Origin of the sequence: Corynebacterium comes, from assembly GCF_009734405.1 — a bacterium.
In the GTDB taxonomy this organism is placed as follows: domain Bacteria; phylum Actinomycetota; class Actinomycetes; order Mycobacteriales; family Mycobacteriaceae; genus Corynebacterium; species Corynebacterium comes.
Map to the genome: position 1 here is coordinate 1,917,010 of NZ_CP046453.1, position 21,519 is coordinate 1,938,528.

A 21,519-nucleotide genomic window follows, 5' to 3' on the forward strand; every position below is an offset into this window, starting at 1 on the left:
CACGACCCCCTCCCGGGACTACCTGGGCGGGGGTCGTTGCTGTTTCCTGGCCACGGTGGGGAGGGGCTGGCCACCTGGCCGCAGTGATGGGGGGTCTCACAGCTGGCCACGGCGGGGGGGAGGGGTCTCCGAGCGCCTGAAATCCTGTCTCCGGTATTCGAGGGCCCGAAACGGCTCAGAGAGCCTCCCGTACCCCAAGGAGCGCCGAGGAGACGTATCGGGGGGTTTTGACAGTCCGCCCAGGCCACCTCCCCCACCGTCGAGGAGACCCCGAAACACGCGAAAACCCCCACAGCGCCCGAGAGGAACGCTGTGGGGGCCCATCCGCAACCGCCAGGGACCATTATAGCCTGGTGGGGGCGGTGGAGGGAATTATCACAACTATAGTTGCAAAGGTTGTGAAGGGTATCTTTGCAAGTCGGCTACTAGTTGGGGTCCCTGAGCCGGGACCAGGTTTCTAATCCGTACGCGGTTCTAGAAACAATGCCTTCCGCGCCGGACTGGGTATAGGGGAAAGGTTATCCCCCCTACCCCCCCTAGAAGTTGCTGACGCCTGACGAGTCGAGGCTCAGCCGATGATCTGCGATGGTCGCCACGGGCTGATCCTGAGCCAGCGTCTCGCGCAGGACGTCGAGCTTCTCGCGTCGCTGCTGCACCGTTTCCCAGTCGGGGGCCACCGAGAGGGTCAGCCCCGGCAGGAGGTCCAGGGCGAGTGCGGCGAGGAGGACCCCGGTCCCCTTCTTGGTTGCCGCACCTGCCAGTGCCAGGGTTCCCTGGTCACCAGCCTGCGCCACGCTGTCGTCGAGATCCGCGAACAGCGCCACCGTCCGCAGGTGGTCGCCGCTGATCTGGCCCGCCACCCGGACGCGGGTCAGGCTGGTGAGCTGCACGACTGCGGTCTTGACCCGCTGGACCAGGACCGCGTCCTGTGCCAGCAGCTTATCGGTCTTGCCCAGCAGGTCTGAGCCGAACTCCTTCGCGCTGATCAGCAGGCCGGTCACGTTCTGTTCGATCTGCTCGGCCAGGTGGGCGCGGGTCACGTCGAACACCTCGGGCTGGGCGTTGGCGGTCAGCCTGGCGTGGGTCAGTGCGGCGCGGAGCTTACCGGCCTCTCGACTCAGCCACTCAGCCTGAGTCTGGGCCTGGCTGGCCTCGGCCACGCGGGCGGCGAGCTTGGCGGGCGGGGTGTTGGCGACCAGGTCGGCCAGGCTCGGGGCGGCTGGGCGGTCCAGCAGCTCGTCCAGGGCGGCGAGCTGGGACCGGATGGATGCCTGCTCAGGGGTGAGGGGGATATCCTCGTATGCCTGGGATGGGGTCTGCATCGGACCCGGGGAGAGGTGGTCCGGCACCCGGGAGTAGGGGTCAAGGAGCTTGCTGAGGGTGGTCATTCGGAGGGGGTGTCCTTTCGGGGGGACTAGGGGGAGGGGGTTTCGGTTGTCAGGGATTCAGCGATATCGACCAGGGCGTCAGCCAGGGCCACCGCCTCCTCGGGCGAGAGCAGCAGGTCGCAGACTCCCGGGACGATGAGGCGGACCCGCTGCTGGCGGGAGCGGGCTGTGGTGTGTGGTATCACTGCCGCCGGGGGTACGTAGTTGTTGGCGTGAGCGGGCACCTAGTCCTCCTCCTTGCCCAGGGCGCGTCCGAGCCGGGTCCACAGGTCGGTGGCTTCCTGCTTAGTCAGGACCACCCGGTGACCGTCCAGCCACTCGAGCTCGTAGTCTCGCCTGGCCTGCTTGGTGTTGCGGTGTGCCCTCAGGATCGGGTTGTTGGCCCCATCCATCAGCCGGACGAAGGCCCCGTCCGACTCTCGCTGGGTGAACTTGTTGTTGCTCACCACTGGTTGGTCCTCTTCTCCTTCTCCTTCTGCTCACCCAGGACTTCTTCGAGAGTCGAGTGCAGCTGCTCAGACTTGCTCGGCGCGTACACCTCGTGGTGGTATTCCTGGCGGTCGGACTTCTTGGGCAGGTCGAAGGGGTTCTGGTTGCTCACTGGTTGGTCTCCTTGTTGGTTCGGTTGCGGTCGCGCCACTCAGCGACGGCCTGGCTGGAGCAGTCACGGCAGGCGTACCGCAGGGCGTTAGGCGTACTGCGTGAGTTGTAAAACTGGTCGGTGTTCTTGACGACGTGGCAGACGTTGCAGCGCTGGCTGCCGGGACGCGCGGTGGCCAGCTCGTAGTCCGTGCGCTGGCTCAGTCGTTGGCGGCGCTCTCGCTGTCGTCGGCGAGTGCAGTCACGGCAGTAAGTGGACCTGCCTGCGGGCTTAGTTTTGTCAAAGTAGAACTGCGAGACGGCCAGGTTCTCGCGTTCGCAGTCGGGGCACCGGTAACGGGGCTTGCCCATTCAGTCTCCTTCCGGGTTGATTAGTAGTACCTTTCATTAAAACAGCGGGGCGTTTCCGCCACAATCCCCTGCTCAGAGGCCACGGGCGTTCGGCCCCTCCCGCCTGGTAGGTGTCGCTGTCAGAGAAGGCTGACGCGGTGACTCCGTCACCTTGTCCACTAACGCTGGCCACCCTGCCGTCGTGCGACTGCTGAGGTGTCGGATTGCGGGCATGGGTCTCCCCGGCCTTCCTGGGTATCTCCGGCTGTCTCTCACCCAGTCGCCGGGCTTCGGGTCCACCGGACAGGCCGAGAGCGCCGGAAGTACCTTCGCGGGCGTCGGAGGCCAGCAAGCCACGCTGGGGGGTCTCTCCGAGAACAGGCGGTAGTGGTTCCGGTGGTTCCAGGTGGTTCCGGACGGTTCGGAACCAGTTTCGGAACCATACCGCACCCCCTCTGACCTGGGACGGAGCTATTTAAGAATATCTTTGAAAATATGGTTCCGGAACCAGTACAGGTTTACGCGAGTGAGAGACCCCCTTACTACCCGAGTAGTAAGGGAGTCTCCGTGGAACCGGACACCCCCCCTGGTTCCGGAACCACCCCTCCGAGAGAGTCCGCACCCCCTCTGACCTGGGACGGAGTATATGCGAAATGGTTCCGAGAGGGTCTGGAACCAGTCCCGGAACCAGTCCGGAACCATTCAGCGACCCCACACGGAGTGGCCCTTGGGACCCGTCAGCGATTAGCCCGCCAGGTAGCCTGCGGCAGTTCGAGACCCGACAAGGTGATCAACCGGACCCGCTTACCGTCCCTCCGAACGTAGCTGGCGATGACGCGTGGGTCGCCCAGCTCCTTCATCTCCGTGTGGAACTGATGCGCATCCAGCTGCTTCGTGTACGCCCCGCCCACGTCCTCCAACCAACGCTTGTATTGATCGAAGACGTCCTGTCTCGTGTACTCGGTCACCTTCTCGGGGTCCGTGGTCGGGACCAGCCACTCGTCCACGAAGGTACGGACTCCGACGTCGGACACCAGCATGGCTTCCAAGTCCGCCTCCTGGGTCTCCGACTCGGTGAAGTCGCCCTGCTCGACCAGTCGGGACAGCCCATCCAGTGCCCAGTTGAGCACCCCGGGAAGTTCGGCCACCAGGCGCTCGTCCAGGTCGTCGTTTTCTCCCCCGGGCAGGAGTTCGCCGGTGGTCTGGACGACCAGGAGGCGTCGCTGCATCGGCTTCGCGTTGCCCCGCCAGGCGGGGGCGTGGTTCGACAGGAACATCAGTCGGAAGGAGGGCACTCCCTGCCAGTAGTCCTTGCCCTTGCGGTTGATCGAGACTCGGTCACCACCAGTCATCGACTTGAACCGCGACACCGCCTGGGTTCCTGCCTGGACCCCACTCTCGGCGTCGGTGAAACAGACCAGCGACTTACCCACCCAGTGAGCAGCGCCGAACTCGCTGCCCAGGTCTTTCAGCTCCGCGCCGACCGTGGTGTTGTTGGTTTCCGCGCCCAGCAGCCGTTCCAGGACTCGGTGGGTGGTTCCCTTTCCGGTGCCGCCCTGTCCCCAGAGATACAGGGACTTCTGCCGGGTGGCGTCTCCTGATAGGACGTATCCGAACCACTCGGCCATCACGCGCCTGGCCAGTGGCTCGTATGCGGTTCGCGTGAACTCCTCCCAGAGGGGGGCCGTGGCTTCGGGGTCATACCCGCAGGGCACTCCCCAGGTTGCGAAGTGGGCGGGGGTGCTCGGGTGCAGTTCGCGGGTACGCCAGTTCAGCAGTCCGTTGCTGGTGGGGACCAGATCCAGGGCGTCGGCATCGCAGGTAGACGTCGCGATCCATTCGCGACCACCAGAGACCGCAGACTCCAACCAACACACGGTTTCCAGCATCCCGACGACGTTGGCGATCTTGTTGGGGGTCGGTCGCCAGGGCGACAGGCCCTCCTTGCCCTCGTACAGGGCGTGTTCCAGCGCCAGCGCTACCTTGTTCCGCACCCCGTTCTCCCCGGTGGGCACCCACCAGCTAGTGTTCCACTCCCACCAGTCGCCGTTCCAGTACCGCAGGGTCTGGATACCGTCCCGGGTCCACAAGCGCTGGACCAGCCACCGGGCCACCGCCATGGGGTCGTAGGGGTCGGGGGCAAGCTGTCCGTCCCGCTCCTTCTGTCGGCGCTTTTCGTGCTCCGCCGTCCAGATCGAATCGGCCACCTTGGCAACCTCGTCGGGGTCCAGGGAGTCTCGCAGCTGGCGGTTAGCCTCGGAGAGCTTGTGGTCGTAAGCCTCCCGGTCAGGATACTTCCTCGCGGCGTAGTGGCCAGCCACGCAAGTCAACCACTCGTTTCGTCCTCCCTCCACGGGCGGGTTGGCCAGCAGAGAGTCCAGGGACTGGCCATCGGGGGAGGACTGGCCACCTCCCCGCAGCTTGGCCAGCAGCTCGGGCGGGGCGACCTGCACCTCGTGGTCAGTCATCGTGTACCGACCACCGGTGTCCGGGTGGGTGGAGCCCGGCAGGACTACGTAAGATCCCGCCCCGGTCTTGATGTCGACACCCTCGGCCAGGGAGGAGGTCGAGGACTTCAACCCCGGCGCACCTTCGGGCAGGCTGTAGACCAGGTGGCAACCACCATCGCCCCTGCCGGAGTAGTGGGTGCGGGTCGGCGGCAGTCCCTCTGGGACCTTGCCACCACTGCGGGGGTCAACATCGACGACGACGCGCCCACCACAGGCTCCACCAACTCCGGTAGCGGTGCCCCGGTACTCCTCGAACATCAGCGAGATCTCGTCGGGGTCGGTGCTCGCGTCCTTAACCCCGTGCGGGGTGAGGGGACGTTTCCCCACCAGCGGGAGCACCGCCCACCCCTGGGAGGCGTGGCGCAGCGCGATTTCCAGGGGGGAACCCCCAGGAGTGGTGGGAGTTGTCTCGCGAATATCTTCACTGGTAAAATCGTTACTAGTGAGAGTGGATTTCCCAACACCCATTGGAGCCTTCTCCTGTTCGCCCCCGTTGCTTGCCACAGCGGGGGTGATTTCTTTTTCTGGGACACGCATCATCGGCGTTCCTTCCTGTTGGTGTTCTTGGTGGCTCTCCGAGCCGTTGGGGTGTCCAGGTGGGGCTGAGACCCCTGGGAGCCGTTCGAAACGCTCCGATGTACCAAGACGGGCTGAGGAGGGGTATCCGGTTCGTTTGACAAGTCCACAACCATGAGCTGAGACACCGACCAGTGCTCTCTCCACGGGCCCCCTGGGACTCGAGTAGCTCGAACCCATACGGGACGACCGCGATGATCGCTGTACTGGTGGTAACGGACCTCAACGGCTCGGTTAGTCATCGACGTTGTCCTTCCAGGTTCCCGACCGAGGCGGCGATGTTGCCGAGGTGGTGCGCGGTCAGCGCCTGCTGGAACGCTAGGTGCTCCTCGTGGGAGTCGAAACGGATGTACACCCCCACCTCGTCAGCCGGTACGCCCTCGGAACCGTTATCGCCGGTGAGGAGTGCCCTGTCCTGGAGACTGCCGGGTTCGTCCACCTCGAACATGGCCCTCGGAGTCCCGGTCGGGGAGTCACGTAAGCCGACGAAGGCGACCCGCGTCCGGGGTGGAATAGGCCCTGCGTTGTCCCTCCACGTGTTGGTGCGCCGTGTCTCAAAATGTGTTTTGGCGGTTGCCATTAGGCTGCTTCCTCTCGGTTGGTGTCTCCGGCGCGTCCGGAGGGGTCTCCGGCGTCCTCGGAGTGGTCAGACGAGGTTTCGTGGGGGTCGAGACCGGCGAAACGCTCGGAGACCCACGGGCGATCAGCGCTGTCGGCGGTCACAGGGTGGCCTCCCCTCGGAGGAGTTTGGTAGCTACATCCATCAACTCCCTGCCCAGGGCATAGGTGTTCTTCATCAACTTCTCCTGATGCTGAACCAGATCGAAGAGAGCCTCCCTGACGATGGGATCGGAGGTGGCTTCAGCGAGGTATCGGATATCATCACGAATCATGTTGCCGGTGTCCGACAAGTCCATCGCGTGCTCTCCTGCCTGAGCGATCGGAACCCCGCGACCCCACAGGTTCCATTCCTGGAGGGCATCAGCCGGGGTTCCCTCGTAGCGGGCCTTCATCAAAATCCGGTGTGTGTCGGTCTCGCCCGGCTTGTCCTCGGAGGCCAGACCCTTCCAGGCTGGCGGGCGGTTGTCGGCGGTCACGCCGCCTCGCCCTGACCACGTGAGCTGGTGTGGGTCTGCTCTTCGAGCCAGTCGAAAAGGTCGCTCCGGCGGTACAGGACGCGACCCAGGACGCGGTAAAACCGGGGCTGATCGTCGGCTTCCCTGCGGCTTCGCATGTTAGCCAGAGCCCGGGGGGTCAGGTTTGGGATGATCTTCTGCACGTCGGCGGGGAGGATGAACGGGTCATCCAGGTAGGGCTGCAGGGGATCAGTGAGACGCGGTTCGGTCGAGTTCGACACGGTAGTAGTCCTTCCAGACTCAGTAGGCTTCGCACTGTCGCGACATGGACAGTGCAACCCCCAGTTAACCACCGGGGAGGCCCTGAGCGCAATGTCTAGACGCCGAACAGTGCTGTGGTAACCTCGCTCTCATGCCTACTCAGACCCCCCAAGAAACCCTCGCCCGGAACGCCCGCCGACTGCGTGGAGACGAGACCATGGCCAGCGTCGCAGACCGCGCCCGCGCCCTCGGCGCTACCTGGTCCAGCGGCACCATCGGAGGTATCGAAGCAGGGCGAGCCAAAGTCACCGTGGAGACCCTGGTCCTGCTTGCCGCAACCCTCGAAACGACCGTTCCGGAGCTGCTGGCCACGGAGGGGGACGTGGCGATCACCGACGAGCTAATCCTTCGTCCGGGCTCGCTCCCCCGCCTTCTCGCCGGTGGCCACGTCGAACCGACCAGGGCCCTCAACGTGCCACCACCTGTGGCCCAGCCGACCAGCACCGAGAAGCGGGTCGCGGCGACGCTGGGAATCGACCCTGAGACGCTGCAGGAGCTAGCCCAGCAGTTGTGGTCTCGCAGTTACGAGGCGGAGCGGGACGGACGAGCCGGAGAGGGAGCCACCCGCCAGGCAAAGGCAGCGGCCACCCGCGAACTGCAAGCAGAGATCCGGGAGGAGCTGGACCGTGGGTAACACACAGCCCTACACCCTGGCCTCCGGTCAGCGACGGTGGGAGCACCGGTACCGGCGACCGGACGGCACCGACACGCGCAAGCGCGGGTTTCAGACCAAGCGGGATGCTGAGCGCTGGGCGGCTGTCAACGCGGTCAGCCTGGACACCGGGACATGGACCGACAGGTCGTTGGGTCGCCAGACCGTAGCGGAAGCCGCCCGCAAGTGGCTAACCGTGAAAACCCCAGCCCTGGCACCCAAAACGGCGCTGCAGTACAGCCACGCGGTGGACCATATCTGCAAGACCGGCAGGCTCGGTGGGGTGCCTCTTGGCAAGGTCCGCGCTGCCACTATCGAGGAGTGGTTAGCGGCGCTGGCTGCCACCGGTCTGTCGGCCAAGTCGATACGCACCTACGCACAGCCCCTCTCACAGGTGCTGGACCGGGCCGTCCGGGATGGTCGAATACCGGCCAGCCCGTTTCACGAGGTGTCCCTGCCACGGGTCGCCAGGACCGAGATGATAGTCCCCACGCCAGAGGGGGTGGCTCTCGCGGCGGAGGCGGCGGGGGCCTACGGTCCTGTGATCGAGTTCCTGGCCCAATCGGGGCTGAGGTGGTCCGAGATGGCCGGGCTGCAGGTCCGGGACGTGGCCCTGGACCGTAGGCGGATCTACGTGCGCCGCCAGCTGTTCGAAGTGGGAGGCAAGCTGCAGGAGGGCCCCCCGAAGCACGGGAAACAACGGGTGGTCCCCACGACTGACCGGGTGGTGGGACTGTTACGGGAACAAACCCGGGGCAGGGCTCCGACCGATCTGGTTTGGACCACCATGCGGGGTGCTCCTCTGCGCAACGGAAACGCCCGGAAGCAGTGGTGGAACCAGGCGGTCGCGGCTGCTGGCCACCCGGGGTGGACGCCCCATGTTCTGCGCCACTACTTCGCGTCCACGGCGATCTCGGCGGGCGCTTCGATCAAGGCGTTGGGGTCGGTAATGGGCCACTCCTCGGAGGCCTTCTGCCTGAGGCAGTACGGCTGGCTCATGCGCGATGACCTGGACTCGTTCGTGGATGATCTATCACGGCGTTTCAGTGGTGGAGGCCAATCGGAGGCCACGGGCTCCGACCACGGGGGGTGGGACTTGGCCGCAGGGCCCGGACCTGCGAAAACTTAGTGCGCTCTGACGGGCTCGAACCGCCGACCTACTGGGTGTAAACCAGTTGCTCTTCCAACTGAGCTAAGAGCGCTGGAAAGTGACCGGCAGCGGTGACTGTCGGTCAAGCTCCGAGAAGATTACCACGAGGTCCCGGAAAGGTTTATTTCTGGGGTCCGCTGGCCTCGAGGCAGGAACCCTGCCAGGTGCCCAGGCGGGCCGCCTTGGTCTGGACCAGGCCGGCGAGCTGTGCGGATTCAGAGATCTCGCCCGGCACGATGGTGCCCGGCTTGCCTGAACCTGGGGTCAGCAGCCAGATGCGTCCGTGCTCGGCGAGGGGGCGAATTGCGTCCACGAGGCCATCGACGAGGTCCCCGTCGTCTTCGCGCCACCAGAGGAGGACGACGTCGCAGAGCTCATCGGTGTCCTCGTCGAGCAGTTCCTCGCCGATGACATCCTCCACGGCCTCGGAGATCCTGGAGTCGCAGTCCTCATCCCAGCCGAGTTCCTGAACGGTCATCCCGGCTTTGATAGCGAGAATCTGTGCGTATTCCTGGGCGTTTTTCTGCACCACGCCCGGAGCGTCCACCACTGTTTTTTCCTCCTTGTTGTCGGCCGGTTCCCGTCTGGAACCCACCGTATTCGATTACTGCTAGGCAGAATACAAGGTAATGCCAGGATTTTCCGCTTTTCGCATAGGTCATACCAGGTTATTGCCACGGGGGTAAGCGGTCTGATTCGCAAACTGCGCCCCCTTTTTCCCGCCCCACAGGCTCCCGTACAGGGGATGAGCACGGGATACGCGGATGGAGGGGGCGTCGAGAAGCAGGGGGGCCTCGGGGCGCCTTTTCTTCACAAGGTTTGCAACTACCCTCCCGAGCCTTGGCGGATGAATGCACGTATCCTTGATAGCGACATTCGGGCTCGTGCGGAACACCTAACCGACGGGCCCGTTGCTCCACCTCATCACCACAAACCTGGAGGCTAGACATGGCAGAAGACCTGAACGCTAACGGCGCCAAGGACGACTCCAACTTCCCGCTCATTCGCGACGGCGTTGCTTCGTACCTCAACGACTCGGACCCCGAGGAGACCCGCGAGTGGATGGACTCCCTCGACGGCCTGCTCTCGGAGTCTTCGCCGGAGCGAGCCCGTTACCTCATGCTGCGTCTTCTGGAGCGTGCCTCGGCCAAGCGTGTCCCGCTGCCGAACCTGACCTCCACTGACTTCGTCAACACCATCCCCACCACCATGGAAGTCGACTTCCCGGGCGATGAGGACATGGAGAAGCGCTTCCGCCGCTGGATCCGCTGGAACGCCGCCGTCATGGTGCACCGCGCCCAGCGCCCCGAGATCGGCGTCGGTGGCCACATCTCCACCTACGCCTCCGCCGCCCCGCTCTACGAGGTCGGCTTCAACCACTTCTGGCGCGGCAAGGACCACCCGGGCGGCGGCGACCAGATCTTCTTCCAGGGACACGCCTCCCCCGGCATGTACGCACGCGCCTTTCTCGAGGGTCGCCTGAGCGAGGAGGACCTCGACGGCTTCCGCCAGGAGGTCTCCCGCGGCGAGGGCAACGGCATCCCCTCCTACCCGCACCCCCACGGCATGCCCGATTTCTGGGAGTTCCCGACCGTCTCCATGGGCCTGGGCCCGATGGACGCGATCTACCAGGCACGCTTCAACCGCTACCTGCACAACCGCGGCATCAAGGACACCTCCCAGCAGCACGTGTGGGCCTTCCTGGGTGACGGCGAGATGGATGAGCCGGAGTCCCGTGGCCTCATCCAGCACGCGGCGCTGAACAACCTGGACAACCTCACCTTCGTGGTCAACTGCAACCTGCAGCGCCTCGACGGCCCCGTCCGCGGCAACACCCAGATCATCCAGGAGCTGGAGTCCTTCTTCACGGGCGCCGGCTGGAATGTCATCAAGGTGGTCTGGGGCCGCGAGTGGGACGAGCTGCTGGCCAAGGACAAGGACGGCGCCCTGGTCACCGTCATGAACACCACCCCGGACGGCGACTACCAGACCTTCAAGGCCAACGACGGCGCCTACGTCCGCGAGCACTTCTTCGGCCGCGACGAGCGCACCCTCAAGCTGGTCGAGGACATGAGCGACGAGGAGATCTGGGCCCTGCCCCGCGGTGGCCACGACTACCGCAAGGTCCACGCCGCCTACAAGCGCGCCATGGAGACCAAGGACAAGCCGACCGTCATCCTCGCCTTCACCATCAAGGGCTACGGCCTGGGCCACAACTTCGAGGGCCGCAACGCGACCCACCAGATGAAGAAGCTGACCGCCGAGGACCTCAAGGCCTTCCGCGACAAGCAGTCCATCCCGATCCCCGACGAGGCCCTCGACGCCGACCCGTACCTCCCGCCGTACTACCACCCCGGCGAGAACGCCCCGGAAATCCAGTACATGAAGAAGCGCCGCGAAGAGCTCGGCGGCTTCCTCCCGGAGCGTCGCTCCACCTACACCCCGCTGCAGGTCCCGGACCTGGACAAGCTGCGTTCCGTCCGCAAGGGCTCCGGCAAGCAGGAGGTCGCCACCACCATGGCGCTCGTGCGCACCTTCAAGGAGCTCATGCGCGACAAGGAGCTGGGCAGGCGCGTCGTGCCCATCATCCCGGACGAGGCCCGCACCTTCGGCCTGGACTCCTGGTTCCCGACCCTGAAGATCTACAACCCGCACGGCCAGAACTACGTCCCCGTCGACCACGACCTGATGCTGTCCTACCGTGAGGCCACCGACGGCCAGATCCTCCACGAGGGCATCAACGAGGCCGGCTCCATGGCCTCCTTCATCGCCGCCGGCTCCTCCTACGCCACCCACGGCGAGGCGATGGTGCCGCTGTACATCTTCTACTCGATGTTCGGCTTCCAGCGCACCGGCGACAGCGTCTGGGCCGCCGCCGACCAGATGGCACGTGGCTTCCTCATCGGCGCCACCGCCGGCCGCACCACCCTGACCGGTGAAGGCCTGCAGCACATGGACGGCCACTCCCAGATCCTGGCCTCCACCAACCCGGGCGTCGTCTCCTACGACCCGGCCTTCGCCTACGAGATCGCCCACCTGCTCCACGAGGGCATCGACCGCATGTACGGCCCGGGCCGCGGCGAGAACGTCATCTACTACCTCACCGTGTACAACGAGCCGGTCTCCCAGCCGGCCGAGCCGGAGAACCTGGACGTCGAGGGCCTGCACAAGGGCATCTACCTCTACTCCCCGGCTTCCGATGCCGGCGCCGACGGCCACGAGGCATCCATCCTGGCCTCCGGCATCGGCATGAGCGCCGCGCTGCGCGCCCGCGAGATCCTGGCTGCGGACTATAATGTCCAGGCCAACATCTTCTCCGTCACCTCCTGGGTCGAGCTGGCCCGCGACGGTGCGGCGAAGAACAAGGAGCAGCTGCGCAACCCGGCCGCCGAGATCGAGGTCCCCTTCGCCACCAAGCAGCTCAACCAGGTCGACGGCGAGACCTTCGTGGCGGTCTCCGACTTCGCCACCGACCTGCAGGAGCAGATCCGTGCCTTCGTCCCGGGCGAGTACATCGTCCTGGGTGCCGACGGCTTCGGCTTCTCCGACACCCGCCCGGCCGCGCGCCGTTACTTCAACATCGACGCCGAGTCCGTCGTCGTCGCCGTCCTCATGGGCCTGGCCCGCGAGGGCAAGATCGACATCTCCGTGGCCGCCCAGGCCGCCGAGAAGTTCAACCTGGACGACCCGACCGTGGTCTAGTTTCCCTGGTTCGATGAAAACCGCCCACTACGCTGCCCCTTCCCGGGGTGGTGTGGTGGGTGGTTTTCGTTGTGCGGCGGGGCTGGGGGCGGTTTCGCACCCCCCTAAGGTGCTTGTCCGGTGGCTCCCGAGGCCTTGAGGGGGTGCGAGATTCCGGAACCCGGCCGGGCCGCGCTTCTCGACGCCCCCGGTCGGCTATCCCTGCGATCCATCCACTTCGCACCCTCCCAAGGCCCTCGTCCGGCACATCCGGAGGCCTTGCAGGGGTGCGAGATTCCGGAACCCGGCCGGGCCGCGCTTCTCGACGCCCCCGGTCGGCTATCCCTGTGCTCCATCCACTTCGCGCCCTCCCAAGGCCCTCGTCCGGCGCATCCGGAGGCCTTGCAGGGGTGCGAAGTGGATGGCCCGCTTCTCGACGCCCCCGGTATCCTGAGGGAAGAGCCGCCTAAGGAGAGCCCACCCCATGAACCCGAGCATGAACCGTCCGATGCAGCCTCGTGACGAGGACCGTGAGCAGCTCCAGGCCGACCTCACCCGACTCGTGGGTGCGGGGCGCCTGCAGTTCGAGGAGTTCGACCGCCTGACGGAAGTGGTGTGGTCGACCAGGGACAAGGCGGTCCTGGACCGCATCCGGGCGCAGTACCTCACGTACCACGCACCCCAGGCCCAGCCACCCCAGCCGGTGCCGATGGCTCAGCCCGGCGCGCAGTACGTGCGGCCGGTGGAGGGTCAGCCGGCGGTCTCGACGATGGGTAACATCCGGCGCACCGGGACGTGGACGGTGCCGGAGTATTCGGTCTTCAGGCTGACGGGCTCGTCCCTGCATCTGGACCTGCGCCTGGCGAATGCGGCGGCGCCGGTGTGCACGTTCGAGATTCAGGCGGCGATGTCGTCGATAGAGATCATCGTGCCGCCGGGGGTCTTCGTGGAGAACCGGATCAAGGACCTGTTCTCGACGGTGAACATCCAGACCACTCAGCCGCTGCCCGGCGCGCCGCGGGTGGTGTTGACGGGGTCCATCAAGGGATCGGGGCTGAGTGTGCAGACGAAGCAGGCGCCCTCGCAGAACAGCCTGTGGAACCGGCTGCTGGGAAACTAGCTGTTCAGCTCTTCCCAGATCGCCGCATTCGTCTCGGACCACAGGGGTTTGGCCCAGTCGCCGAAGGGGCGGTCGGTGAGCGCGACCATGGCGCGGCCGGTGCCGGGGGCGACCCAGATGTAGGTGCCGGACTGTCCGAAGTGGCCGTAGGTGTCGGCGGGCATGTTGGGGCCGGTCCAGTGGGGGTCCTTGGTGCCCTTGATCTCGAAGCCGAGGCCCCAGGGGCAGGGTTTCATCATGCCGTAGCCGGGGACGATGCCGGCGAGGTCGGGGAACTGGATGGTGGTGGCCTGGGCAAGCGTGGAGGGGTGCAGGAGGGTGGGGTGCATCAGTTCCAGGAGGAAGGTGATCAGGTCGTGGGCGGTGCCTTCTGCCTCCCAGCCGGCGGCGCCGCGCAGGCGGGTCCACTCCATGCCGAGGGGTGCCATGACGCCCTGGCGGAGGTATTCGGCGAAGTCCATGTCGGCGGCTTCGGAGACGGCGTCGGCAAGAATCTGGAAGCCGTGGTTGGAGTAGATGCGGCGCTCCCCCACCCCGCGCACCCGATCGCCTTCGTTGAAGCCGACTCCGGAGGCGTGGGCCATGAGGTGCCGCACGGTCGAACCGGAAGGGCCCAGCGGGGTGTCCAGTTCGAAGATGCCCTCCTCCACGGCCAGGAGGAAACCGAAGGCGCTCAGGGGTTTGGTCACGCTCATCAGCTCGAAGACCTTGCCCAGGTCGCCGATGCGGTGGATGTCGTCGCCGTCGATCACCGCCGCGGCAAAATTGTCGACGGGCCATTGCTTAACCAGATCCAGAGCCTTCACAACACCTCACTCTAGCCGGAGCATCAGCCTGTCGATCGCGGCGTTGAGGATCTCGGGTGCCTCGAGGGGGATCATGTGGCCGGCGTCGGGGGCGGTCTGCAGCCAGGCCTCGGGCCAGACCTCGATGAGCCTTTCGGCCTGGCCGAGCGGGGTGACGTTGTCCTTCTCGCCGGCGATGACGTAGCCGGGGATGCCCTGCAGGTAGGGGCCGGCGGCGAGTTCGTCGTGGATCTGGAGGTCGTCGAAGAATCCGACGAAGGTCTCCAGGGGCGTCTCGTGGATCATGGCGGCGTGGAACTGGATGATGTCGTAGTCGATGGGCCGGTGGAAGATGGCGACGGCGAGCGTCGGCGCCAGGATCGCGGCGGCCTGCTGGCGGAATTTCCGGGCCTCGTCGGGCTGGGTCTCCACGGCGTTGTTGACCTGGTCGGCGACCGGGGAGGCGAGGAGCTGGGGCAGGCCCTGATCCGCCAGCGCCTCGATGGAGGTGGACACCAGGACGATGCCGGCGATCCTCTCCCGGAAGGAGTCCGGGCAGCGGCGCACCAGGTTCAGGGCCACCAGCCCGCCGAGGGAGTGCCCCACCAGGATCACCGGGCCACGGACGTCGCGGGCCTGCAGGACGGCGAGGGCGTCGTCGGCGACACCCGCGACGGTGCAGCGTGCGGGGTCGACGCGGCCGGTCTGGCCGTGTCCGCGGGCGTCATAAAGCAGGATGCGGGCGGAAGGCCAGCGTTCACGCAGGTGGTTGACCTGGCGGTAGAAGGACTCGGAGGCGAGGGAGAAGCCGTGGAGGAAGAGGATGGTGGGGCCGGTGCCGCCGTACTCGTACCAGTGGATGCGGATGCCGTCGCTGTCGACGGTGCCGGTGCGGTCGATGTCCGTCAGGCCCGGCTCGCGCACGCCGGAATGCAGGGCGCCGAGTTCGAGGGCGAGGCGGCGGCGTCCGTCCGGGGTCAGCTGCAGCGCCCAGCTGCGCAGGCGCGACAGGGGGCGCGCCAGGGGAAAAGTCATGGGGCAGACTCTACCCACTAGGATCGTGGGCATGATCTCTCCCGAACTGGCCAGCATCATTGAGGAGGCCTCCGGACTGGAGGCCGAGGCACTCACCCCGGACGCGAAGCTGCGCGAGCTGGGCATCACGTCGCTGTCGATGATCGAGATCGCCGTGCGCATCGAGGACGCCTTCGGCGTCCGGCTTGACGACGACGTCGTGTACAACCTCCACACCGTCGGCGACCTCGCCGCCCTCGTGGACGCGCACGATCCGGCGTAGGAGAGGACAATGGCGGGCATGACCGCCAGCATCAGCTACCTGACCGACATGGACGGCGTCCTCATCCGCGAAGGCGAGATGATCCCGGGCGCCGACCGCTTCCTGCAGGCCCTGCGGGACAACGGCATCGAGTTCATGGTGCTCACCAACAACTCGATTCACACACCGCGGGATCTCTCGGCACGTCTGGCCGCCTCGGGGCTGCGGATCCCGGCCGATCGCATCTGGACCTCAGCGACGGCGACCGCCCACTTCCTGTCGAATCAGCGCAAGGAGGGCACCGCCTACGTCGTCGGCGAGTCGGGGTTGACCACTGCCCTGCACGCGAAGGGGTGGATCCTCACGGATTCGCACCCGGAGTTCGTGGTGCTGGGCGAGACCCGCACCTATTCCTTCGAGGCGATCACCACCGCCATCAATCTTCTCCTGGGCGGCGCGCGCTTCATCTGCACCAACCCGGACGTCACCGGCCCCGCGCCCCAGGGCGTCCTGCCGGCGACCGGCGCCGTGGCGGCGTTGATCACGGCGGCCACGGGCATGCGGCCGTACTACATCGGCAAGCCGAACCCGGTGATGATGCGTTCCGCGCTGAACACCATCGGCGCTCATTCCGAGAACGCCGTCATGATCGGCGACCGCATGGACACCGACGTCAAGTCCGGTCTGGAGGCCGGGATGCGCACCATCCTGGTCCGCTCCGGCATCTCCGACGACGCAGAGATCGACAGGTACCCCTACCGCCCCACCCGTGTCATCGATGACATCGGCGAGCTGGCCGACCACGTGCTGGACCCTTTTGAGGACGGCTACTACCTCAGCGAGGAGTAGCGGGGGCACGCGCCCAACTCTCAGGCGACCGCATCCGGCACCGACGTCGCCCAGGGCATCAAAACTTCTACGTGATGTACTGCAGACGTGCCCGGATGTACTGCGCAAACTCGGGACAGTCAGCATCCTTCAGCCTCTTCGGCAACGAGAAGGGCTTTCCCCTCTTCGCATGGTAGGCATGCTGCAAGCGAGCGACAGCGTCCACTACGTCCGGAGCTGACTGTGCAACAAGCATAAGGAATTCGTCAGAGGTGTACACCTCATATGGACACTCATCGGGATCGTTGTAGATGCCATCGAAGTCCCGAATATTATCGGAGACAATGATGGCGATCCCGGCGTGTACCGCCGCGCTATGAATGTGTGCGTCGTCAGGGTCGGGGAATGCGACCGTATCATCGAAGGGAAAGCGGCTTATCCGGTTCTCCGCGCCTATCGACTTGATCAGCCGATCGCGAACGTCCTCCACCTGTCTACTATTGGTTTCAACAAACCTGCGTCGGCGGTGGTAAACCGCTTCGGCAAGAATGTCTTCCGTCCAGTAGAAGCGCCAGGAACCACGAGTTTCTGCTGCGATGAGACAGAACCAACTGTGTAGGGTCTGAGAGACCCATATGTTGGCATCAGGCAGCACACTGTTCGCAATCAACGGCACCATGATCACAGATACTACTGCCCCGGTAGGTCAGTCGTTCTCCCCGTCCATGTCCATTAGCTCAAACACAGCTTGCCTCTGCTCTTGCTTGAGGAGCGTCGCCAGGTCAAGCACATCGCGAGAGTTTAGACGATGATGTGTACCCACCTTATGCGCCTGAACCCGGCCTTCTCGGATGTACTTCATCAGCGTTGGTCGCGAGACGCCCAAGATCGCTGCTGCGTTTGTCGTGGTCAGCTCTTTGGGCATGGTCGTGATAGAAATCGGCAAATCTTGGGCGATTGCCTTGAGCACCTGGCTGATAACTGCGTTGAGTTCTCTGGGGGCCTGCTGACCTGCTGTGGTGGCAAAGTCAGAGGCATCCCCGTCCATGGCGGTAATGAATCGGATGATCGAAGAACGTTCCTGGGGGCTGAGTATGAGCGAGCCCCCATCAGTTAAGGTAGTCACCCTTTCATCTCCTTCCCGTCGAATCGTCTGGCGTTCAGAGACGCCGATGTATACCTGGATATACAGGCGTACAGGCCCCACCCTACCCCTTTCCACTTATATCTGTAAGCCCCCGCCAGTCCAGCAACCCCCAAAAGCCCCACCCTCCCCCTCAGTCAACGGCGAGCACGGCATTCGCCACCGGCCCAGAATCTCACTACGATGACGCCCAGAGGGCCTCCCCCGCCCGAACGCCGCAACGACGCAACCGGCAAGCAAAAACCCAGGGGGATTTTCCCGTGGTGCAACAGGCAACACGACCGACCCTCCACGAGGGCACGGATAAATCCAGGTTCGAACCCTGGCGGGAGAGCGTGACCACTTCAACCCAGACTGTCAGCACACCTGTCCACTACCAGCCGGGCGACGTCCTGGATTCCGTCGACTGGAACCGTATCCCCGACCAGATCGACATGGACATCTGGAACCGTCTCACGACCAACTTCTGGCTTCCGGAGAAGGTCCCGGTGTCCAATGACGTCTCCTCCTGGCGGCACATGACCGCGGAGGAGCGCAAGGCGACCATGCGCGTGTTCACGGGACTGACCTTCCTGGACACCATGCAGGGCACCGTCGGTGCGGTGAGCATCCTCCCCGACGCCGTGACGCCGCATGAGGAGGCCGTGTACACCAACATCGCCTTCATGGAGTCGGTGCACGCGAAGTCCTATTCCAACATCTTCATGACTCTGGCCACCACCCCGGAGATCGACGAGTCCTTCCGCTGGTCGCGTGAGAACGACAACCTGCAGTACAAGGGCCGCACCATCATGGAGCAGTACCGGACGGGTACCCCGCAGCGGAAGAAGATCGCCTCCGTGATGCTGGAGTCCTTCCTGTTCTACTCCGGTTTCTACCTGCCGCTGCGTTTTTCGTCGATGGGCAAGATCACCAACGCCGCGGACATCATCCGTCTGATCATCCGTGATGAGGCCGTCCACGGCTACTACATCGGCTACAAGTTCCAGCAGGCCGCCAAGCTGCAGACTCCGGAGGAGCAGGAGGCGGACAAGGACTTCGCTCTGGAGATGCTCATGGATCTCTACGACAATGAGGCCCACTACACCCAGGACATCTACGACTCCATCGGTTGGACCGAGGACGTCAAGGCGTTCCTGCGCTACAACGCCAACAAGGCGATGAACAACCTGGGCTTCGAGGGCATCTTCCCCCCGGATTCCTGCCGCTTCAACGCGGGTGTGATGACGTCCCTGGATCCCTCCGCCAACGAGAACCACGACTTCTTCTCCGGCTCGGGTTCCTCCTACGTCATCGGTACCGCCGAGGAGACCACGGACGACGACTGGGACTTCTAGTCCGCTTTTCGACGCCCGCTTGTCACCCCGCCCACCGCTCCTGCGGTCCGGCGGGGTGTTTGTCATTGTGGTGGCTTCCCCTGGCCACTCCCCCGGCTCCCCCGGAAGGTTTCTAGTCCCCCAGGGTGAGCTCGGCGGTGAAGCCGTGGTTGCGGGCCATGTTCTCCACGATGGTGCGCAGGCGGCACAGTTCCTCGTTGGTACCCGTGATCATCTGGCGGCAGGCGATGCGGGGGCCGTTGCCGGCGTCTTCGCAACGTCGCCAGGCGGTGAACCACTCGGCGGTGAGCGGGTCGGCGTCGGCGTAGGAGAGTTCGGAGTCGCTGGGGATGCAGACCACCATGGCGGTCTCGATGCGCGGGCGCAGGGCACACGGCATTCCCGTGATGCACAGCACGGCGGTGCGTGCGACATCGGAGGTGAACGAAGGGTACGTGGGTACGGCGGGGCTCTCCCACGGGTGGATCGGTGCCGAGGAATCAGCGGCGCCCAACCAGCGTGCGAGCGTAGGTGCAAGGGTTGTCATGTCGAAAATCCTTCGGCAATAGCGACCACCGCTCTGGATCAATTCAGAAGATCCAGGGCGGTGTAAGACGAGGTTCGTCTTCCCCAACGGCCTCGTATGCACCGAGCTCCAGTTTCCTTCCCCCGAATCACACCAGCAACTCTAAACCTCCACTTCAACCCCCGTTTCCTAAAGTTAAGGTTGAGAGTTACGCCGCGGGAATCAAGGAAAAGCCAAGCCACCCCCGGCCGAAGAATCGACCGGGGGTGGCGGTATGACACGGTGGGGCCACCGGGTGCTCAACTCGTTGGCCTGTATCCGCTGGTCAGGCCCTATCTTCCCTGGTCTCAGGCCACTCTCTGGTCCGGTTTCTGGTCTCACCCCCGCCAGGGGAGGTAAGCGAGACCTAGTTTCCAGACCGAAAACCTAGCCTCTCTCTCCCGCTCCCGGCACTCTTCGACCGCCAGGCTCTCGCGGACGAAATGACACACGCGGCGCTCGATGCCTTCGTGGACAGCGACGCTCACAGTCTACCGGCCTGCGACAAGGCCCTAAAGGTTAACAACAGGTAAACAAACTGAAAAACGCTCTCTTCTAAGGCGCTGAACAGGGCCAGGTGACACCGGTGTACCGCTGGAGGCTCAGAGGCCGTCTCCGTGGCGTACGGCGCGTGCTCTGCGCACTCTCAGCGCTCGCTGGAACGCAGCCTGTGCCAGAACGGGGTCGGAGATCTGCGGGTGGAGGTTGCGTAACCGGTTGTCGGTCTTTACTCCGCTCAGATGAACGATCCTTGCGCCGGGGATGTCGCCATAGAAGGCGCGGGCCTCCAGGACGTGAACGTTGTGGTCCGCCTTCTTGCCGTCGTCATCGGTGAGATGGACCTTCGGGTAGCCCTGAGAACTGAGGCCCCCGCTCAGCAGGGAATGGTTCTCTTTGCGGCGGACCTGACCGTTGTTGCTGACCTCGTAGCGGGAATGGTTGTCAATATCTCTCCAAATAGTCATATCATTAGAATATATGATCGACTCCCCCCAAGGGTCGTCCGTCACAATCTCCAGCACACGAGGGACGCTCTAATCAGACCCCCGGGGGTATCCCCCTCCCCCTAACCGCAGGTCAGAGACGTTTGTCAAGTCCGACAAGGTTAACAACAGGTAAACAGTTTGAAAAACGGCTCTGTGTGCGCGTTTGAGCGTTTGGGGGTTGCCGGAACCCTCCGAGAGGGACGTTAGGCCGTCAGGGGGGAAATCAGGCCGGTTCCCGCAGGTCAGAGAGTCGGTTTCGGCACCTTTGGCACCCCTTTTTGAACGTGATGTGCATCACATTCCCCTGTGACCTCCAACACACCGGCTTTTATGTCCACGTTTTCAGACATAGGTTATGTCCACGTTTTCAGACATAGGTTATGTGCAACTTTTCAGACATAGAATCTTATGTCCGACTTTCCACACCTAATGTCCGAGATCTCAAAGATAAGTGCTTATGTCTCTTATCTTGGACATAGAACCTCAGATCTGCACTATGTCCATTACTTCAGACATAGACCCCGATCGTCGATCTCGCGAAGACATCGACTCAATCTATCTATTAAATCAATCTATCTATTAAATCAATCAATTTATTAAATCAATATCAATTACTAAATCAACAGCACAGCACAGCACACTGCACCACAGCACGCACCACAGCCACCACACCACAGCAGCCACCGCCACACACCACACCTTAGCCACGCACCGGTACAGCCTCCGCTCAGGCCTCCGCTCAGGTAGAGGGGGGGTCTGCAGCCGCTCCTTGCAGCCGCTCTATATAACGGGGGGGTACAGAAGGCCGACCTCAGAACAGAACAAAACAAAAACTCAGAACAGAACAGAACAACCGTTCACCTAGCGAACAGTTCTTAAAACGCTCTCGTCTAAGCGATTAAAGACCCGTAACCTAGCCTCTCCCCTATCTGAACCCTCTCAGGCGCTCAGCCGCTCACACAGCGCCGCTCCGACCCCGTCACGCTTCAGGACAGCCGCCACAGAGACGCAGCCGCTCGGAGAGACGTAGCCGCAACCGCAGCCGCAGCCACCACGACACCGCCACCAGAGACACAGAGAAGGCACCGCTCCCGCCAGCTTCGGAGAGAGGCCTGATCCATGCGCCCATCCATGCGCCCATCCATGCGCCCACCGGAGGGGGGGTGCCAGGATCTCGACAGAGCCACGGCTACAGGTACGGGGGGGTGTCATAGC

Annotated in this window: 24 protein-coding genes and 1 tRNA gene; 7 read left to right on the plus strand and 18 right to left on the minus strand. The window is 64.2% G+C overall.

Features of this window, described 5'->3' with window-relative positions; genetic code table 11:
- Nucleotides 1-536: 536 nt before the first annotated feature.
- The 10 genes from CETAM_RS09200 to CETAM_RS09245 all read right to left on the minus strand — a co-directional run bounded on the left by CETAM_RS09200 (nt 537) and on the right by CETAM_RS09245 (nt 6,761).
- Nucleotides 537-1,388, minus strand: coding sequence for a hypothetical protein (locus tag CETAM_RS09200; RefSeq protein WP_156228584.1), 852 nt, complete (start codon nt 1,386-1,388; stop codon nt 537-539).
- A 26-nt stretch (nt 1,389-1,414) separates the two neighbouring features.
- Nucleotides 1,415-1,612 (minus strand): hypothetical protein, encoded by a 198-nt coding sequence (locus tag CETAM_RS09205; protein WP_156228585.1) that lies wholly within the window; start codon nt 1,610-1,612, stop codon nt 1,415-1,417.
- A complete protein-coding gene (locus CETAM_RS09210; RefSeq protein WP_156228586.1) occupies nt 1,613-1,834 on the minus strand; it encodes a hypothetical protein in 222 nt (73 codons plus the stop codon).
- On the minus strand, nt 1,831-1,989 hold the full coding sequence (locus tag CETAM_RS09215) for a hypothetical protein (protein WP_156228587.1): 159 nt from the start codon (nt 1,987-1,989) through the stop codon (nt 1,831-1,833). The genes CETAM_RS09210 and CETAM_RS09215 overlap by 4 nt, the downstream gene beginning before the upstream one ends.
- Nucleotides 1,986-2,339 (minus strand): hypothetical protein, encoded by a 354-nt coding sequence (locus tag CETAM_RS09220; RefSeq protein ID WP_156228588.1) that lies wholly within the window; start codon nt 2,337-2,339, stop codon nt 1,986-1,988. Before CETAM_RS09220 ends, CETAM_RS09215 begins: the two co-directional genes overlap by 4 nt.
- Before the next feature lie 716 nt (nt 2,340-3,055).
- Complete coding sequence (locus CETAM_RS09225) at nt 3,056-5,584, minus strand: phage/plasmid primase, P4 family (RefSeq protein WP_156228589.1); 2,529 nt, start codon at nt 5,582-5,584, stop codon at nt 3,056-3,058.
- 58 nt (nt 5,585-5,642) lie between these two features.
- Nucleotides 5,643-5,852 (minus strand): hypothetical protein, encoded by a 210-nt coding sequence (locus CETAM_RS09230; RefSeq protein ID WP_156228590.1) that lies wholly within the window; start codon nt 5,850-5,852, stop codon nt 5,643-5,645.
- Nucleotides 5,853-5,983: 131 nt separating this feature from the next.
- Nucleotides 5,984-6,127 carry a hypothetical protein gene (locus CETAM_RS09235; protein ID WP_156228591.1) on the minus strand — a complete coding sequence of 48 codons (144 nt, stop codon included), beginning with the start codon at nt 6,125-6,127 and terminating at the stop codon, nt 5,984-5,986.
- Nucleotides 6,124-6,501, minus strand: a complete 378-nt coding sequence (locus tag CETAM_RS09240) for a hypothetical protein (RefSeq protein ID WP_156228592.1) — start codon at nt 6,499-6,501, stop codon at nt 6,124-6,126. The genes CETAM_RS09235 and CETAM_RS09240 overlap by 4 nt, the downstream gene beginning before the upstream one ends.
- Entirely contained in the window at nt 6,498-6,761 is a 264-nt protein-coding gene (locus CETAM_RS09245) for a hypothetical protein (RefSeq protein WP_156228593.1), read from the minus strand. Before CETAM_RS09245 ends, CETAM_RS09240 begins: the two co-directional genes overlap by 4 nt.
- A 131-nt stretch (nt 6,762-6,892) precedes the next feature.
- On the opposite strand from CETAM_RS09245, the gene CETAM_RS09250 reads away from it, so the two are divergent.
- Nucleotides 6,893-7,435 (plus strand): helix-turn-helix domain-containing protein, encoded by a 543-nt coding sequence (locus tag CETAM_RS09250; protein WP_156228594.1) that lies wholly within the window; start codon nt 6,893-6,895, stop codon nt 7,433-7,435.
- On the plus strand, nt 7,428-8,582 hold the full coding sequence (locus CETAM_RS09255; protein WP_156228595.1) for a tyrosine-type recombinase/integrase: 1,155 nt from the start codon (nt 7,428-7,430) through the stop codon (nt 8,580-8,582). The genes CETAM_RS09250 and CETAM_RS09255 overlap by 8 nt, the downstream gene beginning before the upstream one ends.
- On the opposite strand, the gene CETAM_RS09260 is transcribed toward CETAM_RS09255, so the two are convergent.
- Together CETAM_RS09260 and CETAM_RS09265 are read right to left on the minus strand one after the other, a co-directional pair.
- A tRNA-Val gene (locus CETAM_RS09260) sits at nt 8,583-8,655 on the minus strand.
- 69 nt (nt 8,656-8,724) lie between these two features.
- On the minus strand, nt 8,725-9,150 hold the full coding sequence (locus CETAM_RS09265) for a DUF3052 domain-containing protein (RefSeq protein WP_407923975.1): 426 nt from the start codon (nt 9,148-9,150) through the stop codon (nt 8,725-8,727).
- Between the two features lie 401 nt (nt 9,151-9,551).
- Between CETAM_RS09265 and aceE the strand changes: the two genes are divergently transcribed.
- Both aceE and CETAM_RS13825 read left to right on the plus strand, forming a co-directional pair.
- Nucleotides 9,552-12,305, plus strand: a complete 2,754-nt coding sequence (gene aceE, locus CETAM_RS09270; protein ID WP_156228597.1) for a pyruvate dehydrogenase (acetyl-transferring), homodimeric type — start codon at nt 9,552-9,554, stop codon at nt 12,303-12,305.
- Between the two features lie 463 nt (nt 12,306-12,768).
- A complete protein-coding gene (locus tag CETAM_RS13825; protein WP_231587428.1) occupies nt 12,769-13,404 on the plus strand; it encodes a DUF1707 domain-containing protein in 636 nt (211 codons plus the stop codon).
- On the opposite strand, the gene CETAM_RS13715 is transcribed toward CETAM_RS13825, so the two are convergent.
- On the minus strand, nt 13,401-14,210 hold the full coding sequence (locus CETAM_RS13715; protein ID WP_197085714.1) for a serine hydrolase domain-containing protein: 810 nt from the start codon (nt 14,208-14,210) through the stop codon (nt 13,401-13,403). The two genes, CETAM_RS13825 and CETAM_RS13715, sit on opposite strands and share 4 nt — an antisense overlap.
- A 6-nt stretch (nt 14,211-14,216) precedes the next feature.
- Nucleotides 14,217-15,224, minus strand: coding sequence for an alpha/beta fold hydrolase (locus tag CETAM_RS13720; RefSeq protein ID WP_231587429.1), 1,008 nt, complete (start codon nt 15,222-15,224; stop codon nt 14,217-14,219).
- A gap of 31 nt (nt 15,225-15,255) precedes the next feature.
- On the opposite strand from CETAM_RS13720, the gene CETAM_RS09285 reads away from it, so the two are divergent.
- Nucleotides 15,256-15,486 (plus strand): acyl carrier protein, encoded by a 231-nt coding sequence (locus CETAM_RS09285; RefSeq protein WP_156228598.1) that lies wholly within the window; start codon nt 15,256-15,258, stop codon nt 15,484-15,486.
- Nucleotides 15,487-15,504: 18 nt separating this feature from the next.
- Nucleotides 15,505-16,314: an HAD-IIA family hydrolase gene (locus CETAM_RS09290; protein ID WP_156228599.1), complete on the plus strand. Its 810-nt coding sequence runs from the start codon at nt 15,505-15,507 to the stop codon at nt 16,312-16,314.
- Nucleotides 16,315-16,381: 67 nt separating this feature from the next.
- Here CETAM_RS09290 and CETAM_RS09295 read toward each other — a convergent pair whose 3' ends face one another.
- Nucleotides 16,382-16,972 (minus strand): PIN domain-containing protein, encoded by a 591-nt coding sequence (locus CETAM_RS09295; protein ID WP_156228600.1) that lies wholly within the window; start codon nt 16,970-16,972, stop codon nt 16,382-16,384.
- 27 nt (nt 16,973-16,999) lie between these two features.
- Entirely contained in the window at nt 17,000-17,419 is a 420-nt protein-coding gene (locus CETAM_RS09300; protein WP_156228601.1) for a helix-turn-helix domain-containing protein, read from the minus strand.
- A gap of 353 nt (nt 17,420-17,772) precedes the next feature.
- Between CETAM_RS09300 and nrdF the strand changes: the two genes are divergently transcribed.
- Nucleotides 17,773-18,774 carry a class 1b ribonucleoside-diphosphate reductase subunit beta gene (gene nrdF, locus CETAM_RS09305; RefSeq protein ID WP_156228602.1) on the plus strand — a complete coding sequence of 334 codons (1,002 nt, stop codon included), beginning with the start codon at nt 17,773-17,775 and terminating at the stop codon, nt 18,772-18,774.
- 112 nt (nt 18,775-18,886) lie between these two features.
- Here the strand turns inward: nrdF and CETAM_RS09310 are convergent, their stop codons facing one another.
- Nucleotides 18,887-19,300, minus strand: coding sequence for a hypothetical protein (locus tag CETAM_RS09310; protein WP_156228603.1), 414 nt, complete (start codon nt 19,298-19,300; stop codon nt 18,887-18,889).
- A gap of 620 nt (nt 19,301-19,920) precedes the next feature.
- On the minus strand, nt 19,921-20,283 hold the full coding sequence (locus CETAM_RS09315; RefSeq protein WP_156228604.1) for an HNH endonuclease: 363 nt from the start codon (nt 20,281-20,283) through the stop codon (nt 19,921-19,923).
- Nucleotides 20,284-21,519 lie beyond the last annotated feature (1,236 nt).